This is a genomic window from Enterococcus sp. BWT-B8, from assembly GCF_020567625.1.
Taxonomy (GTDB): Bacteria; Bacillota; Bacilli; order Lactobacillales; family Enterococcaceae; genus Enterococcus_L.
This window is the reverse complement of record NZ_JAJDJV010000002.1, coordinates 56,703-76,120: the sequence shown is the minus strand read 5'-3', so window position 1 is coordinate 76,120 and position 19,418 is coordinate 56,703. Positions and strand designations below refer to the sequence as shown.

Annotated in this window: 17 protein-coding genes; 16 read left to right on the top strand and 1 reads right to left on the bottom strand. The window is 40.4% G+C overall.

Annotation, left to right across the window (positions count from 1 at the left end; genetic code table 11):
* The 6 genes from LI951_RS03750 to LI951_RS03725 all read left to right on the top strand — a co-directional run bounded on the left by LI951_RS03750 (position 1) and on the right by LI951_RS03725 (position 6,152).
* Positions 1-744, top strand: coding sequence for a Stp1/IreP family PP2C-type Ser/Thr phosphatase (locus LI951_RS03750; protein WP_229441323.1), 744 nt, complete (start codon positions 1-3; stop codon positions 742-744).
* 3 nt (positions 745-747) lie between these two features.
* Entirely contained in the window at positions 748-2,925 is a 2,178-nt protein-coding gene (gene pknB, locus LI951_RS03745; protein WP_229441322.1) for a Stk1 family PASTA domain-containing Ser/Thr kinase, read from the top strand.
* A 329-nt stretch (positions 2,926-3,254) separates the two neighbouring features.
* Positions 3,255-4,154 carry a ribosome small subunit-dependent GTPase A gene (gene rsgA / locus LI951_RS03740; protein WP_229441321.1) on the top strand — a complete coding sequence of 300 codons (900 nt, stop codon included), beginning with the start codon at positions 3,255-3,257 and terminating at the stop codon, positions 4,152-4,154.
* A 120-nt stretch (positions 4,155-4,274) separates the two neighbouring features.
* On the top strand, positions 4,275-4,928 hold the full coding sequence (rpe, locus tag LI951_RS03735; protein ID WP_202065449.1) for a ribulose-phosphate 3-epimerase: 654 nt from the start codon (positions 4,275-4,277) through the stop codon (positions 4,926-4,928).
* Complete coding sequence (locus tag LI951_RS03730; RefSeq protein WP_229441320.1) at positions 4,925-5,563, top strand: thiamine diphosphokinase; 639 nt, start codon at positions 4,925-4,927, stop codon at positions 5,561-5,563. The genes rpe and LI951_RS03730 overlap by 4 nt, the downstream gene beginning before the upstream one ends.
* Positions 5,564-5,882: 319 nt before the next feature.
* Positions 5,883-6,152, top strand: a complete 270-nt coding sequence (locus LI951_RS03725) for a hypothetical protein (RefSeq protein WP_229441319.1) — start codon at positions 5,883-5,885, stop codon at positions 6,150-6,152.
* Between the two features lie 299 nt (positions 6,153-6,451).
* Here LI951_RS03725 and rpmB read toward each other — a convergent pair whose 3' ends face one another.
* The gene (gene rpmB, locus LI951_RS03720; RefSeq protein ID WP_202065437.1) at positions 6,452-6,640 is read right to left on the bottom strand and encodes a 50S ribosomal protein L28; all 189 of its coding nucleotides are present in this window, start codon (positions 6,638-6,640) and stop codon (positions 6,452-6,454) included.
* Positions 6,641-6,924: 284 nt separating this feature from the next.
* Here rpmB and LI951_RS03715 point away from each other — a divergent pair, with 284 nt between their 5' ends.
* The 10 genes from LI951_RS03715 (at position 6,925) to smc (ending at position 19,418) form a co-directional block, all read left to right on the top strand.
* Complete coding sequence (locus LI951_RS03715) at positions 6,925-7,113, top strand: hypothetical protein (protein WP_229441318.1); 189 nt, start codon at positions 6,925-6,927, stop codon at positions 7,111-7,113.
* Positions 7,113-7,292, top strand: a complete 180-nt coding sequence (locus LI951_RS03710) for a hypothetical protein (RefSeq protein WP_229441317.1) — start codon at positions 7,113-7,115, stop codon at positions 7,290-7,292. Before LI951_RS03715 ends, LI951_RS03710 begins: the two co-directional genes overlap by 1 nt.
* Before the next feature lie 39 nt (positions 7,293-7,331).
* Complete coding sequence (locus tag LI951_RS03705) at positions 7,332-7,652, top strand: LytTR family DNA-binding domain-containing protein (RefSeq protein ID WP_229441316.1); 321 nt, start codon at positions 7,332-7,334, stop codon at positions 7,650-7,652.
* Positions 7,653-7,878: 226 nt separating this feature from the next.
* Positions 7,879-8,241 (top strand): Asp23/Gls24 family envelope stress response protein, encoded by a 363-nt coding sequence (locus LI951_RS03700; protein ID WP_202065407.1) that lies wholly within the window; start codon positions 7,879-7,881, stop codon positions 8,239-8,241.
* A 72-nt stretch (positions 8,242-8,313) separates the two neighbouring features.
* Complete coding sequence (locus LI951_RS03695) at positions 8,314-9,993, top strand: DAK2 domain-containing protein (protein WP_202065405.1); 1,680 nt, start codon at positions 8,314-8,316, stop codon at positions 9,991-9,993.
* 455 nt (positions 9,994-10,448) lie between these two features.
* Positions 10,449-12,488, top strand: a complete 2,040-nt coding sequence (recG, locus tag LI951_RS03690) for an ATP-dependent DNA helicase RecG (protein WP_229441315.1) — start codon at positions 10,449-10,451, stop codon at positions 12,486-12,488.
* Between the two features lie 263 nt (positions 12,489-12,751).
* Positions 12,752-13,747 (top strand): phosphate acyltransferase PlsX, encoded by a 996-nt coding sequence (gene plsX / locus LI951_RS03685; RefSeq protein ID WP_229441314.1) that lies wholly within the window; start codon positions 12,752-12,754, stop codon positions 13,745-13,747.
* Positions 13,748-14,030: 283 nt separating this feature from the next.
* Positions 14,031-14,270, top strand: a complete 240-nt coding sequence (gene acpP / locus LI951_RS03680) for an acyl carrier protein (protein WP_202065398.1) — start codon at positions 14,031-14,033, stop codon at positions 14,268-14,270.
* A gap of 448 nt (positions 14,271-14,718) precedes the next feature.
* Complete coding sequence (gene rnc, locus LI951_RS03675) at positions 14,719-15,408, top strand: ribonuclease III (RefSeq protein WP_202065396.1); 690 nt, start codon at positions 14,719-14,721, stop codon at positions 15,406-15,408.
* 431 nt (positions 15,409-15,839) lie between these two features.
* Positions 15,840-19,418 carry a chromosome segregation protein SMC gene (smc, locus tag LI951_RS03670; RefSeq protein WP_202065393.1) on the top strand — a complete coding sequence of 1,193 codons (3,579 nt, stop codon included), beginning with the start codon at positions 15,840-15,842 and terminating at the stop codon, positions 19,416-19,418.

The following is a 19,418-nucleotide window of genomic DNA, read 5'->3' as shown; positions in this document are numbered from 1 at the left end:
GTGAAAATCAATTTTCAAACAGATATTGGGCGTAAACGAAATACAAATCAGGATTATGCAGGCGTATTTGAGAATAAAGCCGGCATTTCGCTGGCACTTCTTGCTGACGGAATGGGTGGGCATCAGGCCGGTGATGTTGCCAGTCAGATGGCAGTCAATTACCTGGGAGAACGGTGGACAGAAAACGATATTGATTCAGCTGATAAAGCCGCACAATGGCTGATTCAAATGATTCAGGAAGAAAATGAAAAAATCTATGAAAAAGGCCAGTCTGTTCCGGAATATTCAGGAATGGGCACAACAATCGTCAGTGCAGTTTTACTGGGTGAGACATTTGTTTTGGCTAATATCGGAGACAGCCGCGCATATTTAGTACGGAATCAGCAGATGATGCAGTTGACTGAGGACCATTCTCTTGTCAATGAATTGGTGAAGTCCGGAGAAATTACGCAGGAAATGGCGTTCAATCATCCTCGAAAAAATGTACTGACCCGTTCGCTGGGAATGCCGAAAACCGTTGAAGTGGATGTTGCCAACCATGGCAGTGCAGAAGGCGATTACCTGCTGCTGTGTTCGGATGGTCTGACAAACATGGTTTCTGAAGAAATGATCTTAACTGTTCTTATTTCTGGAATTTCGCTGGAAGAAAAAGTGGCAATGCTGATTTCTTTGGCAAATGAAGCAGGAGGCGTTGATAATATCACCGTTCTCGTAATACACTTTGACAAGAGTGAGGAGGAGTAACCGATGATAGAAATCGGCAGAAAATTAAACGGCCGCTATCAGATTATCGGTAATATCGGCAGCGGCGGAATGGCCAATGTCTTTTTAGCCCATGATTTGATTTTGGATCGGGATGTTGCAGTGAAAGTCCTGCGGTTTGACTTCCAAAATGATCAAGCGGCCATTCGGCGTTTTCAAAGAGAAGCATTGGCTGCATCCGAGTTGGTTCATCCTAATATTGTCAGTGTATATGATGTCGACGAGGAAGATGGACTGCAGTATCTGGTAATGGAATATGTTAAAGGAATGGACCTTAAACGATACATCCATACCTATTATCCAATTATGTATGCGCAAGTTGTTGATATTATGGAACAAATTTTATCAGCTGTTTCCCTTGCACATGAACACCGCATTATTCACCGGGATCTGAAGCCGCAAAATATTTTGATTGATGAAAATGGTGTTGTTAAAATTACAGATTTTGGTATTGCAATTGCGCTGTCTGAGACATCAATTACTCAAACCAATACAATGCTGGGCTCTGTTCATTACCTTTCTCCAGAACAGGCCAGAGGCAGCATGGCGACAAACCAGTCAGATATTTATGCAGTAGGTGTTATTTTGTATGAAATGCTGACAGGAACTGTTCCGTTTGATGGAGAATCAGCGGTAACTATTGCTTTGAAACACTTTCAGGAGGAAATGCCGTCTGTTCGCTCATTTGACTCCAATGTTCCTCAATCGCTGGAAAATATCGTTTTGCATGCGACAGCCAAGGATCCTGCCGACCGCTATAAATCAGCGGAGGAAATGTCAAGAGACCTTTATACTGTCTTGAATGTGGACCGGCTAAATGAGTCCAGATGGGAACCAACAGCATTGAACGGCGAAACAATGGTTTTGACCCCTTTGGATGAAACTCAGGCGGCAGAAGCTCTTGCTGCTTCAGAAACTCTGGGAGATGAAACAGAAGGAGCCTCTGTTGAAGAAAAACCGGAAGAGAAAACAAAGCCGAAAAAGAGACGAAAGAAATTTATTATAATTTTCTTTGTTCTGTTATTTATAGCGTTGGCAGTCGGAGCTGTTCTATTTTTTGCCGGTGGAGGCAAGAACGAGGTGATGGTTCCTGATGTTAGAAACAAAACACAGGAAGAGGCTCGAAAAGAGCTGGAAGCCGCAGATCTTGAAGTAACAGATGAAGTAAAAAAACTTCCGGATGATGAGATTGAAGAAGGAAAAGTGGTTAAGACAGATCCTGCTGCAGGTGCCAGCGTGAAGAAGAAGAAGTCTGTTGTTCTTTATATTAGTACCGGCAACAAAAAAATCAAGATAGATGATTACACAGACTGGACACAAAAAGATGCGATTGAAGCGATGAAGAAGCTGGGCTTCCTTGAGAGCAATATAAAAATTGAAAAAGAAAATAGTCTGGAAGTCGATGCAGATAAAGTTATCCGTCAGACACCGGAAGAGGGAACAGAAGTTGATCCTAAGAATGATCAGGTGACTCTGGTAGTCAGTACCGGCCCGAAAAATGTTTCTTTGGATAATTATGTTGACTATTCTTACGAGAATGCAGTAGCCGCTTTACTGGCTTTGGGTATTAAAGAAGAAAATATTTTATATGAAGAAGAAGCAAGTGATACAGTAACAGAAGGCTATGTTATCCGCCAAAATCCGGGAGCCGGAACTTCTTTTGATCCGGTGAATGATGAAATCACACTGACAGTCAGCAGCGGATCGGATAATACGACACTGATCAATTATAAAGACTACAGCTATGACAATGCTGTAAATGCACTGGTTGCTTTAGGGGTGAGTCAGGATCGTATTTCTAAAGAAGAAAAATCCAGCAGTACTGTAGCCAAGGGCAATGTGATTTCTCAAAGCCCGGGAGCTGGTTCAACGTTTAACCCGAAGACAGGAAAAATCACTTTGGTAGTCAGCTCCGGTGCTGAAATGGTGGAAGTACCTGATGTAGTGAGGATGTCACGATCAGAAGCTAAGTCTGAGCTGGAGAAAAAAGGATTTAAGGTATCTGAACAGGTGGAAACTTCGAATGAAACAAAAGATTCAGTAATCAGAACAAATCCGTCCTCCGGTACAAGTCTTGAAAAAGGAGAAACGGTTACGATCTATTATTCCAGCGGACCGACACAGAATGAATCTCCTTCATCAGAAGATTCCGAAGGTGAATAGAAAGACCACAGCTGTTTGTTTTTACAAGTAAACTTAAATGCAGCATCGGAGCATGTCAGAAATTGGCGGTTCCGGTGCTTTTTCAATTATCAGAGGGGGAGAACAGCAATCAATTTAGGTGAAAGGATTTTTTTATCAAAGAGGTAAGAGTGCAGCGACTTTCCGAAAAAACGGCTCTTTCGGGTTGTTTTATATGTTTAAAGAGTTTCAATTATAATTGCTTATTCAAAATTTTTAATGAATGATATGTTCAATTCGGTAAAAAACATGGACAGTCCTTGCATCTTCTCGATTTTTCTTGTATATTCGGATTGGTTAGGAGGGATACATTGAACGGTCAAATTAGAAAAGCATTGAGCGGGTTTTATTATGTTTATGCAGAAGGTGAAACATTTCAAACAAGAGCCAGAGGGAATTTTCGCAATCGAAACATTACTCCCATGGTTGGAGACGATGTAATTTTTGAAAGCGATAACTTGACAGATGGTTACCTGCTGGAGATTTTACCGAGAAAAAATGAATTAGTTCGTCCGTCAGTTGCCAATGTCGACATTGGTGTTGTCGTGATGAGTGTAGTAGAACCGAATTTTTCCTATAACCTGTTGGATCGCTTTTTAGTGACATTGGAATACAAGGAGATCGAACCGGTCATTTATTTAACAAAAATCGATTTGTTTAGTGAAGAAGAAAAAGAACTGCTGAAGGAAATCAAAAAGGTGTATCAGCCATCCTATCCTATTATTTTTGGAGACGATTCTATCGATGATCAGGCATCGATTCGAGAACTGGAGCAATATTTTCCGGACCGTCTGACCGTTTTTATGGGGCAGTCCGGTGCAGGGAAATCCACCTTATTAAACAAAATTTCACCGGAGCTTCAATTGGCAACTGGAGAGATTTCCGAATCTCTTGGGCGCGGGAAGCATACAACTAGACATGTGGAGCTTATTCCTCTGTACGAAGGTCTGGTTGCAGATACTCCTGGGTTTAGTTCGATTGATTTTCTTGAAATGAATGCAGTCGAATTACCCAAACAGTTTCCTGAATTTGTAAAAGCTGCGCCCCATTGTAAGTTTCGAGAGTGCATGCACAGAAAAGAACCTGGCTGCGAGGTCAAAAAGCAAGTTGAAACAGGAGAAATTGCTCAGACAAGGTATGATAATTATTTGCAGTTTCTTTCAGAAATTGAAGACCGCCGACCCATTTACAAGAAGAAAAAAGGAAACTGATTTATTTAATGGAGACGGTCTTATTAAAAATAATAGCAAGTAGCTGAAGAAGAAATCCACTCATCCTTCATGGATTGAAAGAGCGGGCGGATATCAATAAAATCAAAGGAGATACATACTATGAAAATAGCCCCATCAATTTTGAGCGCAGATTTTGCAAATTTGGAAAGAGATATTCAGTTAGTAGAGAAGCTGGGTGCCGATTATATCCATGTGGATGTAATGGACGGACAATTTGTTCCGAATATTACGCTGGGTCCAAATGTTGTTTCAGCGATTCGTCCGACAACTAAGCTGCCTTTAGATGTACATTTGATGATTCAGCAGCCGGAAAACTATATTAAGGCATTCGCAGAAGCAGGTGCAGATATTATTACTGTACACCAAGAATCCACGCCGCATATTCACCGGGCAATGCAGATGATTAAACAGGCTGATGTCAAAGCCGGCGTAGTAGTTAATCCAGGTACACCTCTTTCCGCTATTGAAGAGGTATTGGATTTAGCAGACCTTGTTTTAATTATGACTGTAAATCCGGGCTTTGGCGGACAAAGCTTTATTGAAAGCCAGCTGAGTAAGATTGCTCAGTTAAAAGAGTGGAGAGAAACAAAGGGGTATACTTATGAGATTGAAGTAGATGGAGGGATTGTTCCTGAAACAGCTCAAAAATGTAAAGATGCAGGTGCAGACGTATTTGTAGCAGGTTCTTATATTTATAGTGCAGAGGATCCAAAAGAGCGGATTGATGCATTACGGGCTGTGTTGAATCAATGAATTTATTAATCGTTGCTGGCGGCTCAAATGAAGAATGGCCGGCGATTCATTCTTCTGAATTTGATTATTTTGCCGGTGTTGACCGTGGAAGTCTGTTTATCTTGGAACAGGGCTGGCCTTTGGATTTAGCTGTAGGTGATTTTGATTCTTTGAGTGCCAATGAAAAAGCTTATGTAGAAAAGGAAGCAGTCGAGGTTATCACGTCCAAGCCTGAAAAAGACGATACAGATACGCAGCTGGCTCTTGATCAGGTTTTTAAACGGTTTCCGAAAGCAACAGTGACAATTATTGGTGCAACGGGCGGACGTTTAGATCATTTTCTCGCGAATCTCTGGCTGCCGCTGGAGGAGCGTTTTCGTTCATATACTCAACAAATTGGTTTAAGGGATCGACAGAATAGCATCCGATATTTTTTGCCGGGAGAATATACAGTTGGAAGAGAAGTCGGAATGAATTATCTGGCTTACTGCTGTCTGACACCAGTGAATGATCTGACACTTAAGGACAGTAAGTATCTGCTGAATCAGCATCAGGTTCCAGTTCCAACTTCATATGCAAGTAATGAATTTGTTGGACAGACAGCATCTTTCTCCTTTACCTCTGGAGTGATTGCAGTCATCCAAAGCAGGGACTAAACTTTGTTTAAAAAAAGTGTACCGAGAGTACATCAAAACAGAAATAATTGAATAAGCAAACAGAGCAGCTGGTCAAATAAAATCCAGCTGTTCTTTTATTATCTATTTTGTTCAATACATTCGCTTGAGTTTCAATTATGATAGAAGGAAAATGAGAAGGACTGTGGAACAAAGAATTACGACGTTTGATAGCAGGCGGTCAATCTAAGTCTATCAGTTTAAGGGGATTAAACAAAAATTTTCCAATCACTTTCATGAGCTCTATGTACTGAGCTTTGAAAGTAGGTGAGTTTTTCTTTCCTGCAGATGGCAAGAGTATGTGGCTGTAAGGGTCAATTTTCTTCTGATTAATCCATATGACAATCACTATTGTGAGCAGATCAGTGATGAGCTGATGGATTACAGAAGAATTCATGCTGCACCGAATATAATGCAGCAATTGACGAAACAAGTTACCGGAGAAAAGGAGCTTCTCTTCTTCTCTCAGACTGCGGTCTCGGACTATCAGGGATTGGGTTTGCTGTCAGAGCTTTATTCGTTGATAAATAATGCAGGAGATTATCTAAAAAAGGTGGAGCAGCCTTATTAGTCTCTGAATGAGATTTTAATGGATTATTCAAGTTATAAGGCAGAAACACACAGGAGACAATCACTGTATTGAGCTGATACTTAGTGAGTTGAGTCATAAGAATCAGTTCATGCTGATACAGCATTTTACAAAGCTGAAGGGGGACATTTTTTGTCAATATCTGTCAGTATATTGGGAGTTTTTTTTCTTTCTGAAAGATATTCTGAATCATAGGCGTAGCTAGTGGTTTTCAAAATATACAATAAAAAAATCCTGTTTTCTCATGTAAGAAAACAGGATTTTGATTTGTATATATTCTATTAAACACGCTCGATTTTACCAGATTTCAAAGCACGAGTTGACACCCAAACTTTTTTTGGTTTACCGTCTACAAGTACACGAACTTTTTGCAGATTTGGTTTAACAGTACGCTTTGTCGCATTCAGAGCATGAGAACGGTTGTTTCCGCTGCTTGTTTTACGACCAGTGAAATAACATACTTTTGCCATTGTGAATTTCCTCCTTTGCTTTGATCTTGGAGCGATGGTTTTCTGCTCATACCTGATTAATTTATCATATTTGGAAGGGATTAGCAAGAAAATTTTAAGAATTATAAAAAATCCGCTCTTTTTTACGTTCAGGAATTCCTAAACGTTTATATGGGAGAAAAAGAAAGGAAATAGACAGTTTAAGAGAATATCACCTGATACTGAAAGAATTAGCTAGAATATAAGTAACCTATTTATTTGATTGCTTTAGTGTAATCATAAATGAGAAGAAGGTGATGATAAGAATGAATGTGGAGAAAGAGGTGTTGGAGGAAGTAACAGAAGATAGAGATAATTTATTGACACTTATTAAAAAGGGACAGCATAGGCTTCCGATGATTCCCTATGAAACATTGGAAATGATCCAAGAGGCAAATGGAAAGAAATTACCTTTACTTAGACTTTTTGATTGTTTAGAAGAGCAGGAACCTTGATGAGCTACTATAATCAAAAAATCAGCGACTTGGATTCAGGGAAAAATCTAGAAAATATGACGGGTTATTTCTGGAATTTGATCAATTCAGTTTCCGGTCTGTTTCAGAAATTTTATTTTAAGATCAATATTAGTTATGTTGTTGTTTTGACTGTTATTCTGGCAAATATTTCTAGTTAGCTGGCATTGGCCTTACTATTTTGGAGTAGTGTCTACACATTGTATTTACAGAAAAATATACAAACAATTCGAAATAATGAGTATGGAGATGCGATTCGATCAGTAGACATCAATGATATTATTTTCTTTGAGTTTTCCATTTCTTCTCATAAAGTAATTATGCACTTGGAAAATGGAGAAGAAGAGTTCTATGGTGCTTTAAAAGATATTGAAGATCAATACGAAGATTTTTACCGTTGCCATAAATCATTTCTGATCAATAAAAATCATGTAGAGAAGATTCAGAAAAAAGAACGTATCGTTGAAATGAGTAATGGAGAGAGTTGTCTGGTTTCAGTTCGTGCAATGAAAAATTTATAATCAAAAGATGAGCTGTGGATGTCAAAATGAATCTCGGCTTTTTTTATTTAGGGCGGAGCGTCTTGGAGCAAGGAAATCTCAGCTCATGATAAAAACAGTCATTTATTAAGAAGTGTACAAAATTCATCGGCTACTTTGATTTCCTTTCTTTTCATTAATCCTCAGCTATGATAGAATATTAAGGAAGAAAATAGGGCAAATCTGCTCTTTAAGGAGGCTTTCATCAATGGCTGTAAAAATCAAAACGTCAGCAGGTACCATTGAGATTACCAATGAAGTCATTGCCACTGTAGTCGGCGGCGCTGCTACAGATATTTACGGAATCGTCGGCATGGCTAGCAAGAAGCAAATTAAAGATAATCTGAATGAGATTTTACGTAGAGAAAATTATTCAAAAGGTGTGGTGGTACGTCAAGAAGAGAATGGCGTAGCAGTAGATGTTTATACAATTGTCAGCTATGGAACAAAAATTTCTGAAGTTTCCCGTAATGTTCAGGAAAAAGTAATGTATAATCTTGAAACATTACTTGGTGTGACTGCAAATTCTGTCAATGTATTTGTACAAGGTGTTCGTGTGCTGCCTGATTAGAAGGACAGTCCGCTGTTGAAAAAGAGCAGGGCTCTGAATGAATCAGCAGTGATCTAAAGGAGGATATTTTAGGTGAATGTAACAGAAATCAGCGCAGGTCAGTTTCAGGAAATGGTCCAGGCCGGCGCCTCTCGTCTGCATGTAAATGCAGAGTATGTCAACTCGTTGAATGTTTTCCCTGTACCCGATGGGGATACAGGAACAAATATGAATTTATCCATGACCAGCGGAGCAAAAGCAGTAGCAGATTCTCGATCTGAAAAGGTGGGAGAGTTGGCAACAGCGTTGTCTAAAGGTTTATTAATGGGTGCCAGAGGAAATTCCGGCGTTATTCTTTCACAATTGTTCAGAGGTTTCTCCAAGCATATTCCTGATGTTGTGACACTAAATGCTGCAGACTTGGCAGCGGCATTTACTCACGGAGTGGAAACGGCTTATAAAGCAGTGATGAAGCCGGTAGAAGGAACCATTTTAACTGTTTCCCGTGAAGCGGCCCGTTCAGGTGAACGCAAAGCAAAAGAAACAGATGATTGTATTGAAGTAATGGAAGCTGTTGTAAAAGGAGCAAAACGTGCGTTGGCTAAAACACCTGATCTTCTTCCTGTCTTGAAAGAAGTCGGTGTGGTGGACAGCGGCGGTCAAGGGCTTCTGTTTATTTATGAAGGCTTTTTAGAGTCGCTATCTGGGAAATATGATCCGGAAGCAGTGTATGAGCCAACACCTGCTGAAATGGATGAAATGGTGAATGCTGAGCACCATCGAAGTGTGCAGGGACAAATGGCCACTGAAGACATTCACTTTGGCTACTGTACAGAAATCATGGTTCAAATCGGCGAAGGTCCGACCGTGGACAGCGACTTTGATTATGAAACATTCCGAAACTATCTAAATGAACTGGGTGATTCTCTGCTTGTCGTAAATGATGATGAGATTATCAAAGTTCACGTGCATACTGAACATCCTGGTGAAGTGATGAATTATGGACAGAAATTCGGTTCACTGGTTAAAGTAAAAGTGGATAATATGCGTTTGCAGCATGAAACCATTTTAGAGCATGATCAACAGGGTGTTGCAGCTCCTGCCAAGAAAGAACGTGTACCCTATGCAGTCATTGCGATTGCTGCTGGAAAAGGCGTGCAGGAGCTATTCAGAAGCTTGGGTGTCAGCTATATTATCAGCGGTGGGCAAACAATGAATCCGAGTACGGAAGATATTCTGAAAGCAGTCAAAGAGGTTAACGCAGATCAGGTTATCATTTTACCAAATAACAAAAATATCTTTATGGCAGCAGATCAGGCAGCAGAAGTAGCTGAGGTTCCTGTAGCAGTAGTGCCGTCTAAAACAATTTCACAGGGAATGACAGCGATGCTTGCATTCAATGATCAGCAGAAGCTGGAGGAAAATAAAGCCAGCATGACAGACATGTTGGAAAGTGTTGTCAGCGGTCAGGTGACAACAGCTGTTCGTGATACAACGATTGATAATGTGGAAATTAAAAAAGATGATTATCTTGGAATGATTGACGGAAAAATCGTCATTTCTGAACCAGATATGTTTAAGGCATCTTTAGATACATTGAATCGTATGATAGACGAAGACACAGAGATCATCACAATTATTGTCGGTGAAGACGGTACATTGGCAGAGGCGGAGAAACTGTCTGAAGCAATTACCTCTGAACATGAAGACTTGGAAACTGAGATTCATGAAGGCGATCAGCCGGTGTATCCGTATCTGTTTTCTGCTGAATAAATCAGCAGCAGGTAAAAGAAATAATTGTTGAAAGAACGGTTCTTTTAACTGACGCCATTTTATAAGAGTCTGAACAGTATTCTAACTGAATATTCGTCGGACTCTTTTCTTTAGATAGATTTATTATTTATTGCGTACATGTATATATGGACAGAAATATGGATAGGTAACTCAAAAGAATCTATGAAAAACTGACTGATCAAATAATCATCGCATTTTATAAAATGTCTCAAATATAAATCATTTCGGCGATAAAAGATGCAGAAAAAGCGCATCAGAACGACTATCGCAGTTTAAGGCTGCTTATTGTAAAGTGTTTATTTCGTTATCTGTGATAACATAATTAAATGGTTGCAAGTGGGGAGAACACAGGTTATGAATCCTTGCATATCAAGGATTTGAAGGATTTAGGTGAATATATTTCGAATTGTCCACGGTTGAAGGGAGGGAAATAAATGAAAAAATTGACGGACCCTTTATATACACTTTCCGGCGTGGGGCCAAAAAGGGCAGAGGCGTTTGGAGAACTGGGTATTGACACAGTAAAAGATTTACTGACCTATTATCCCTTCCGGTATGAGGATATTCAGGAAAAGGAAATAGAGGATATCCAGGATCAGGAAAAAGTTACATTAAAAGGAACAGTTGTTTCTGAGGCTGTTCTTAACAGATTTGGTTATAAAAAAAGCAGACTTAATTTTAGAATTATGCAAGGACATGCGGTCATCAATGTGTCTTTTTTTAATCAGCCTTATTTAAAGGATAAGGTTGTTTTATCTGAAGATATAGCGGTCTATGGAAAATGGGATGCAAAAAGAAAGTCCTTAAACGGAATGAAAATTCTGGGAGCCAAAAATGATGGCGAGGAATTCGCTCCTATTTATCATGTCAATAAACGGGTCCGACAAAGCAGTCTGGTTCAGCTGATCCGTACAGGATTTGAAGAATATGGTTGTTTGGTAGAGGAAAACCTGCCGCAGGAGCTTCTGGAAAAATATCGCCTGATGGATCGTCCGACGGCGATGTTTGCCATGCATTTTCCTAAAAACCCGGAGGAAAGCCATCAGGCAAAACGCAGAGTTGTTTTTGAGGAATTTTTGCTTTTTCAGCTGAAAATACAAGGGCTGAAAAGACAGGAAAAAGCTGAAAAGAATGGGATAGCCATTCAGTACGATGTACAGAGATTGAAGGGATTCACCAAGAAACTGCCATTCGAGCTTACTCAGGCACAGAAGAAAGTCACTAATGAGATCTGTCGGGATCTTATGAGCCCGCAGCATATGCAGCGTCTGCTGCAGGGCGATGTTGGGAGCGGGAAGACAGTTGTGGCAGCAATTGCTTTGTATGCAGTAATGACTGCAGGATTTCAGGGCGCATTGATGGTGCCTACAGAAATACTGGCTCAGCAGCACATGGAAAGTTTGCAGCTGCTGTTCGATCCTCTGGAAGTACAAACAGCTCTTCTGACCGGATCAACGAAAGCTAAAGAACGTCGAGAAATATTGGAACAACTGGCCTCGGGTGAAATTGATGTGGTTATAGGAACCCATGCACTGATTCAGGAAGATGTTGTGTTTAAGCGGCTTGGACTTGTAATCACAGATGAGCAGCATCGCTTTGGTGTGAACCAGCGAAGGATTTTGAGAGAGAAGGGGCAGCATCCTGATGTACTTTTCATGACAGCTACACCCATTCCCAGAACATTGGCGATTACTGCTTTTGGAGAAATGGATGTATCCATTATTGATGAAATGCCAGCCGGAAGAATTCCAATAGAGACACGATGGATTCGACCGCCGCAGCTTGATACCGTATTGGAATGGATGCAGAAGGAGCTTGCACGAGGACATCAAGCCTATGTCATTTGTCCGCTGATTGAAGAATCAGAAGCACTGGATGTCAAGAATGCGACAGAAATTTTTGAGCATATGCAGGATGTTTTCAGTCCAGCTTACCAAGTGGGGCTGCTTCATGGAAAGATGAAAAATCTGGAAAAAGATGAGATTATGCAGCGCTTTAAAGAGAATGAGCTGCAGCTGCTGGTTTCTACGACTGTTATTGAGGTGGGTGTCAATGTTCCAAATGCAACAATTATGCTGATTATGGATGCAGATCGATTTGGTCTGGCTCAGCTGCACCAGCTTCGGGGACGTGTCGGTCGAGGCTCTGAGGCATCTTATTGTATATTAGTTGCCAATCCTAAAAATGAAATGGGGATTGAGCGAATGAAGATCATGACAGAGACTAATAATGGGTTTATTCTGAGCGAAAAAGACTTGGAGCTTCGAGGCTCGGGAGAGGTTTTTGGTGTTCGACAATCCGGACTTCCTGAATTTGTTGTTGGAGATATTATTACAGACTTCAATGTTCTGGAAGTTGCTCGGGAAGAGGCTTCCACAATTTGGAAGAAGAAGCAATGGTGGGTTCTCCCTGATTATCAGGGACTGGCGGAAGAAATTCAGCCGGAAGATGGGAAACATCAGTATTTTGATTAAGTAAAATATGCTATACTGATTCTTGTCTGGAAACTTCGGAGAGCTTGTAGGAATTCGATGCGGAGGATATGCACAGCGCTGACAAGTATAAAATTTTCAGAACTTATTCTGGTAGTAGAATAAGTTATACGAAAGTGCAATCAGTACTCCTTGAATGAGAGCAATCCAGTTAATTAAATGGAAAAATAACAAAAATATTATTTAATGGAGTTTCGGTCGTGTCTTAATTAAACGTTGATAAATTAAAATAGGAGGAAACATTTATGAGAATCGCCGTTGATGCCATGGGTGGCGATAATGCCCCTCAAGCTATAGTAAAAGGGGTCGTTCTGGCTAGAAACGATTTTCCGGATATTGAGTTTTTACTTTACGGAAAAGAGGAAGAGATCAGAGAATATATAACAGATGAAAAAAACATAAAGATTATTCATACAGATGAAAAAATAACAAGTAATGATGAGCCGGTAAAGGCTATTCGTCGAAAGAAAAATTCTTCTATGGTTCTCGCTGCTCAGGCAGTAAAAAATGGAGAAGCAGATGCTGTTTTTTCAGCAGGGAATACGGGAGCACTGTTGGCTGCAGGGTTATTCATTGTTGGCCGGATCAAACATGTTGAACGGCCGGGTCTGATGTCAACTATGCCGGTAATTGGTCAAAAGAATGGCGGATTTGATATGCTTGATTTAGGTGCAAATGCAGACAACAAGCCGGAACATCTTGTCCAATACGCAATCTTAGGTTCTTTTTATGCGAATCGAGTACGTGGAATTAACAAACCTAGAGTGGGCTTGTTGAATAATGGAACAGAAGAAAATAAAGGCAGCGAACTTACGAAGAAAACATTTGAGCTGCTGTCGGAAAATAAAACAGTGAACTTCATTGGGAACGTAGAAGCAAGAGAGCTGCTGAATGGACCTGCGGATGTTGTTGTAACAGATGGCTTTACTGGAAATGCAGTATTGAAATCCATTGAGGGAACGGCTATGAACATGATGTCATTGTTGAAATCCTCTATTTTAGCTGAAGGGTTCAAAGGTAAAATCGGTGCTGCCATGCTAAAAAATGCATTAAAGGGTATGAAATCAGAAATGGATTACTCAAAACATGGGGGGGCCGTACTATTCGGACTGAAAGCACCTGTTGTAAAAACTCATGGAGCTACTGGTCCTGAAGCAGTTCGTTATACGATTCGCCAGATTCGAACGATGTTGATTACTGATGTAGTGGGTCAATTGGTAGAATACTACGAAGGAAGATAAATGTGAATAGAGCATGAATTTCTTTCGTTTATATATTTTTCTAAAAACATAGGGCTTTTTCTTGAAAATTTAGTGCTGGAGTTCTCAGAAACAGCCTCAATAATTACTCTGATCTTTCTCATTTCTTCAATAAAAAACATAGCATTTTTGCCTGTTTGTTGCAGCTTGTCTGTAACAAATTTGAAAAAATTGTAGACAAATGACAGATTTCTGAGTAAAATGTACCATAGTGCTTAAGACTTTTGGTGATTAATGTTTTTAAAAGCAGTGGAGGTGAAGACAGTTGACTCGTGAAGAAGTATTAAAAAAAGTAGCGAATATTATCTCAAATCACTTTGAGGTTGATACTGAGAATGTGACTGATCAACTGAACATTAAAGATGACCTGAATGCTGATTCAATCAGCGTGATGGAATTTGTTTTAGAGTTGGAAGACGAATTTGGAACTGAGATTTCTGATGAAGATGCAGAGCAGATTGAAACTGTGGGTGCTGCTGTAGATTATATCGTAAATCATTTATAGTAGACAAAACATAGTAAAAATAAAGGGTGGATTTCTTTGAAAGAAGGGTCTGCTCTTTTTTATTTTGAAATTGAAGATATTTCACGTTGTCAATAATTACTGGGAAAATACATGACATGCTTAAAAATAAATTTTAACAGCTTTGGGCGTGTTAAGTACTTGAGGCGTAATACTATTTATTTCATTGATTTTCTTTATGAACAGAGCCCTGTCTAGTCGGTAAAAGGACTGCGGAATGAAATAATCTTAACTGCTTGAAACTATTTTTAGGATAATAAAACTGAATCTGTGAAAGAAATCTCAGTTTTGTGTCTGTAGGCCTGATGATTTCGAGAAAAGGAGTTCTTTTCTTATATTTGGCGCGACTTGTTCAGGTCAAACCTTTTAAAATCTCTGTAAAAAAAGTATAATGGAGAAGGTCGTAAATAAATCTAAAGGAATGTGGAGAATGAACAATCAGTTAACACTTGAACTGAAAGAACGCTACGGCATTGTTTTCCATGATGTCAATTTATTAGAACAGGCTTTTACGCATTCATCCTATGTGAATGAGCATCGGTATCTAAAACTGTCTGACAATGAACGTTTGGAATTTTTGGGAGATGCAGTGTTGGAACTGTTAGTTTCACGTTATCTGTATCGTCATTTTCCTGATTTATCAGAAGGAAAGCTGACTAAAATGCGGGCAGCAATTGTCAGAGAAGACAGTTTATCAAAATTTGCCAAAGAATGTCATTTTGATCAGTATATCCTTTTAGGAAAAGGGGAAGAAAATTCTAGTGGTCGGGAACGTCCGGCGCTGCTTTGTGATGTGTTTGAAGCATTTTTAGGCGCACTCTATCTGGATCAGCAATTAGAAACAGTCAGAGAATTTGTAGCAAAAGTAATCTTTCCGAAGATTGATGCAGGTGCTTTTTCACATGAGATGGATCATAAGACACGATTGCAGGAGGTTCTGCAGCGCCAAGGTGATGTGTCGATTGATTATCGGCTAGTGAAAGAAGAGGGACCGGCTCACGACCGGGTTTTCTATATAGAAGTATTTTTGAATGAGGAATTGATTGGAACAGGTCAAGGAAAGTCCAAAAAACTGGCAGAACAGGATGCAGCTGAAAAAGCCCTAAAGAAATTTTCATAGACCTGCATCTGTTATAATGCTTGGACGAAAAAGATCAAGTATTGTTGACTTGTTATTGGAATTGTGCTTATCAATAATAAGTAAAGCGAAGCTATGAGTCCAAGGGTGATTCATTAGTTCCCTCACTCTTATTGCTTATGAGCTACTCGGCTTTTACAGCTTTTATATTATCCAGCTTCACGAACCAACCTTTTCGGTAAATAGATGAATTGGAATAAGTCGATTGTAAGCGACTCATCCAATTCCCTAATTTACTCAAAGCCTGATCAGGTTCGTTCAGCTTTTACACTTATCTAGCTTCAAAAGCCAGCTCACTACGGCAATAAGATAAACTGCCTCCTGCGACAAAAAGCATCGCATAGTCAGTTTCCTATATTGCTTATGAGCTGCCTAGCTTTTACAGCTTTTATTATCGGAAGGAGATTTTTTTCTTGTTTTTAAAACGTATTGAGATCGCAGGATTCAAGTCTTTTGCCGATCGAACAGTAATTGAATTTGAAAATGGTGTGACAGCTGTTGTTGGACCTAACGGCAGCGGTAAGAGCAACATTACTGAGGCTGTCCGCTGGGTACTGGGCGAACAGTCTGCCAAGAGTTTGCGTGGAGGCAAGATGCCGGACATTATTTTTGCCGGCTCAGAAGGGCGTAAACCGTTGAATATCGCGGAGGTAACTGTGGTGCTGGATAATAAAGACAATTATCTGCCGCTTGATTTTTCAGAGATCAGTGTCACGCGCCGCTATCGAAGAACTGGCGAGAGTGATTTCTTCATTAATAAACAAGCCTGCCGCCTAAAAGATATTCAGGATTTATTTATGGATTCCGGTTTGGGAAAAGAATCTTTTTCAATTATCTCACAGGGGAAAGTAGAAGCAATTTTCAATAGTAAACCGGAGGACCGCCGCGGGATCTTTGAAGAGGCTGCCGGCGTTTTAAAATATAAACAACGGAAGAAAAAAGCGGAACAGAAATTATTTGAAACAGAAGATAATTTAAATCGTGTACAGGATATTATTTACGAGCTGGAGGATCAGCTCACCCCTCTGGCAGCTCAGAGCGAAGCAGCTAAGCAATTTTTGAAATTGAAAGAGACATTAACAGAAATTGACGTGAGCCTGACTGTATCTGAAATAGAAGTAACCAAGCAGGTGTGGGAAGAGAAGTCGAAAGAACTGCAATCTGTGGAGGCGTTACTTACAGAACTTAGTCAGAAAATTTATCACTCGGAAGATCAGTTGCTTCAATTGAGAAGCCAGAGAAATAAACTGGATGAACAGCTTGATCAGCAGCAGCAGCAGTTACTGAAAATAACAGAAGCTCTGAAGCAGGCGGAAGGTCAGAAACAGGTGCTTATTGAGCGATCCAAGCATACACTGCAGACGACCTCTGAATATCAGGAAAATCTAAAAGAAACAGATGAAAAAATTCAACTGTATCGGACAGAGCTTCAAGAACTGCGAGAAAAGAACAGCTTGAAGCGTCAGGAGCAGGAACAGCTTGCAGTCGAAATAAAAAAAGCAGAGCAGGAAGTTGAAAAATACAGTAAATCTTCAAAAGAACTTTTGGAAGAGCTGCGCAGTGAGTATGTAGAAGTTATGCAGGAACAGGCGAATACAGCCAATGAACTGAAATATCTGGAGCGTCAGTATCAGCAGGAAACGGCAAAAAATCAACAGGCTGTGGAAAAGCATCAGACAATAGAAACACAGCTTGCTTCTGCTCAGCTTGAACAAGAAGAATTGACAGCTTTTTTGAAAGAGACAGAGTCTCAGTTGGAGCAACAGCGAATTGATTATACTGCTGCGAAACATACTTTGGATAAGCAACAGGAGGAACTTGCGGTCTCTCAGAAAAAAATGTATCAGATAATGAATCAGGTACAGCAGGTAAAAGCACGAAGTAAAAGTCTGCAGGAAATTCAGGAGAATTATTCAGGCTTCTATCAGGGAGTCAGAGCGGTTCTAAAACAGAAAAAACAGCTGAGCGGGATTGTGGGCGCAGTTGCTGAACTGATTGAAGTGCCCAAGGACTACACTTTAGCTGTAGAAACTGCACTGGGCGGCGCCGCACAGCATGTGATCGTAGAGAATGAATCAGATGGTCGGGCAGCAATCACATTTTTGAAACAGCAGCATAGTGGTCGAGCAACCTTTTTGCCTTTAACGGCGATTAAGCCCAGACAATTGTCTGCAGCAGTCAGGGAAAAAGTGAAAATAGTAGATGGTTATCTGGGTATAGCCAGCGAACTGGTTCGTTATCCGGAAAAAATCACAACAGTAGTACAAAACATTCTGGGTGTCACAATCATTGCAGCCAACCTGGAGAGCGCTAACCGTTTGGCAAAGACCATCAATTATCAATATCGGGTAGTATCTCTGGATGGAGACGTGATGAATCCTGGCGGTTCAATGACGGGCGGAGCTACAAAAAAAGGAAATCAGGGTAGTCTATTTTCTCAGACTCAAGAGCTTCAGACGCTGACAGACCAGTTAAAGCGATTGGAAACACAGCTGACAGATGATGAAAAACAGGTTCGATTTCTGACTGAACAGGTAAAAGAAACAACAGAGCAATTGGAACAGCTGCGTTCAAAAGGAGAACAAAGCCGTTTGAAGCAGCAGGAGTTGGAAAATAAATGTCTGAATAAAGAAGAAACAGTCAACCGCTTATTGAAAGAAAAAAGACTGTTTGAATATGAAAGTCAGGAGCTTCACCAATTCCTAGAAGAATATCAAAGTAAAAAGCTGGTACTTGAAGAACAGCAGCAGCAGCAGCAGCAGTCAAAAGACCGTCTGGATCAGGAAATGCGACAGATTGATCAAGAAGCCAGTCAGATGGAAACTTATAAAGATAAGGCCCAAGAAGAATTAAATCGAACTCGGGCAGAGCAGGGAGTTATTGCTGAGCAGCTGACACATCTTGAACAGCAGAGTAACAGCAAACAAGATCAGCTGGATGAAATGCTCTTGAAGGAAAGCGGACTAAAGCAGCAGCTGCAGCAGCTAAGCAATCATTCAAGTGATCATCAGGTAACAGAAGAGAGTCTTTCTATTCAGCTGGAACAGATGGCAGAGAAGAGAGCAGAGCTTGAAGAAGCCATCCAGCAGGGAAAGCGTAAACGACACAATCTGCAGGAACAGGTAGACATTCTGGATAACAATCTGGCGGAAGAGCACCGACAACAGAAACAGACCCAGACTGAACAAACTCAGATCGAAGTAATAAAAAATCGAGCAGAAATTAAACTGGACAATTCATTGCAGTATTTGCAGGAAGAATACAACTTAACTTACGAGAAGGCTGTAATGGATTATCAGAAGGAAGTTGAACCGGAGGAAGCAGGAACAGAAGTCAAACGTCTAAAACGAGAGATTGAACGTTTGGGACCGGTTAATATCAATGCAATTGAACAGTATGAACAAGTGAATGAACGGCATGAGTTTCTGACAACACAGCGTGATGATCTGCTGAATGCGAAAGATCAGCTATTTGAAACAATGGATGAAATGGATCAGGAAGTTAAATTACGTTTCAGCGAAGTATTTGAAGCAATTCGCGGGCAGTTTAAAACAGTATTTCCTAATATGTTTGGTGGCGGACGTGCAGAACTGATTTTGACAGATCCGGATGATTTACTGAATACGGGAATTGAGATTGAAGCACAGCCTCCAGGTAAAAAGCTTCAAAGTCTGAGTTTGCTTTCCGGCGGGGAACGAGCGTTAACAGCTATTGCCTTACTGTTTTCAATTATCCGGGTTCGTCCGGTACCATTCTGTATTCTTGATGAGGTGGAAGCTGCATTGGATGATGCGAATGTATCTCGCTTCGGTCACTACCTCAGTGATTTTGAAGATGAAACGCAGTTTATTGTTGTTACACATCGTAAAGGAACAATGGAGGCAGCAGATGTGCTGTATGGTGTTACCATGCAGGAATCCGGTGTATCCAAAATTGTTTCTGTTCGTTTGGATGATGTGAAGGAAGGCGGCGCTATTTCTACCAGTGCATAG

Bases quoted from the DNA above. Each gene is read 5' to 3' on its own strand.
- LI951_RS03715 (WP_229441318.1), top strand. From the start codon at position 6,925: ATGAATGTGGAGAAAGAGGTGTTGGAGGAAGTAACAGAAGATAGAGAT.
- LI951_RS03710 (WP_229441317.1), top strand. From the start codon at position 7,113: ATGAGCTACTATAATCAAAAAATCAGCGACTTGGATTCAGGGAAAAAT.
- pknB (WP_229441322.1), top strand. From the start codon at position 748: ATGATAGAAATCGGCAGAAAATTAAACGGCCGCTATCAGATTATCGGT.
- LI951_RS03700 (WP_202065407.1), top strand. From the start codon at position 7,879: ATGGCTGTAAAAATCAAAACGTCAGCAGGTACCATTGAGATTACCAAT.
- rpe (WP_202065449.1), top strand. From the start codon at position 4,275: ATGAAAATAGCCCCATCAATTTTGAGCGCAGATTTTGCAAATTTGGAA.
- plsX (WP_229441314.1), top strand. From the start codon at position 12,752: ATGAGAATCGCCGTTGATGCCATGGGTGGCGATAATGCCCCTCAAGCT.
- LI951_RS03730 (WP_229441320.1), top strand. From the start codon at position 4,925: ATGAATTTATTAATCGTTGCTGGCGGCTCAAATGAAGAATGGCCGGCG.
- rpmB (WP_202065437.1), bottom strand. From the start codon at position 6,640: ATGGCAAAAGTATGTTATTTCACTGGTCGTAAAACAAGCAGCGGAAAC.
- rnc (WP_202065396.1), top strand. From the start codon at position 14,719: ATGAACAATCAGTTAACACTTGAACTGAAAGAACGCTACGGCATTGTT.
- recG (WP_229441315.1), top strand. From the start codon at position 10,449: ATGAAAAAATTGACGGACCCTTTATATACACTTTCCGGCGTGGGGCCA.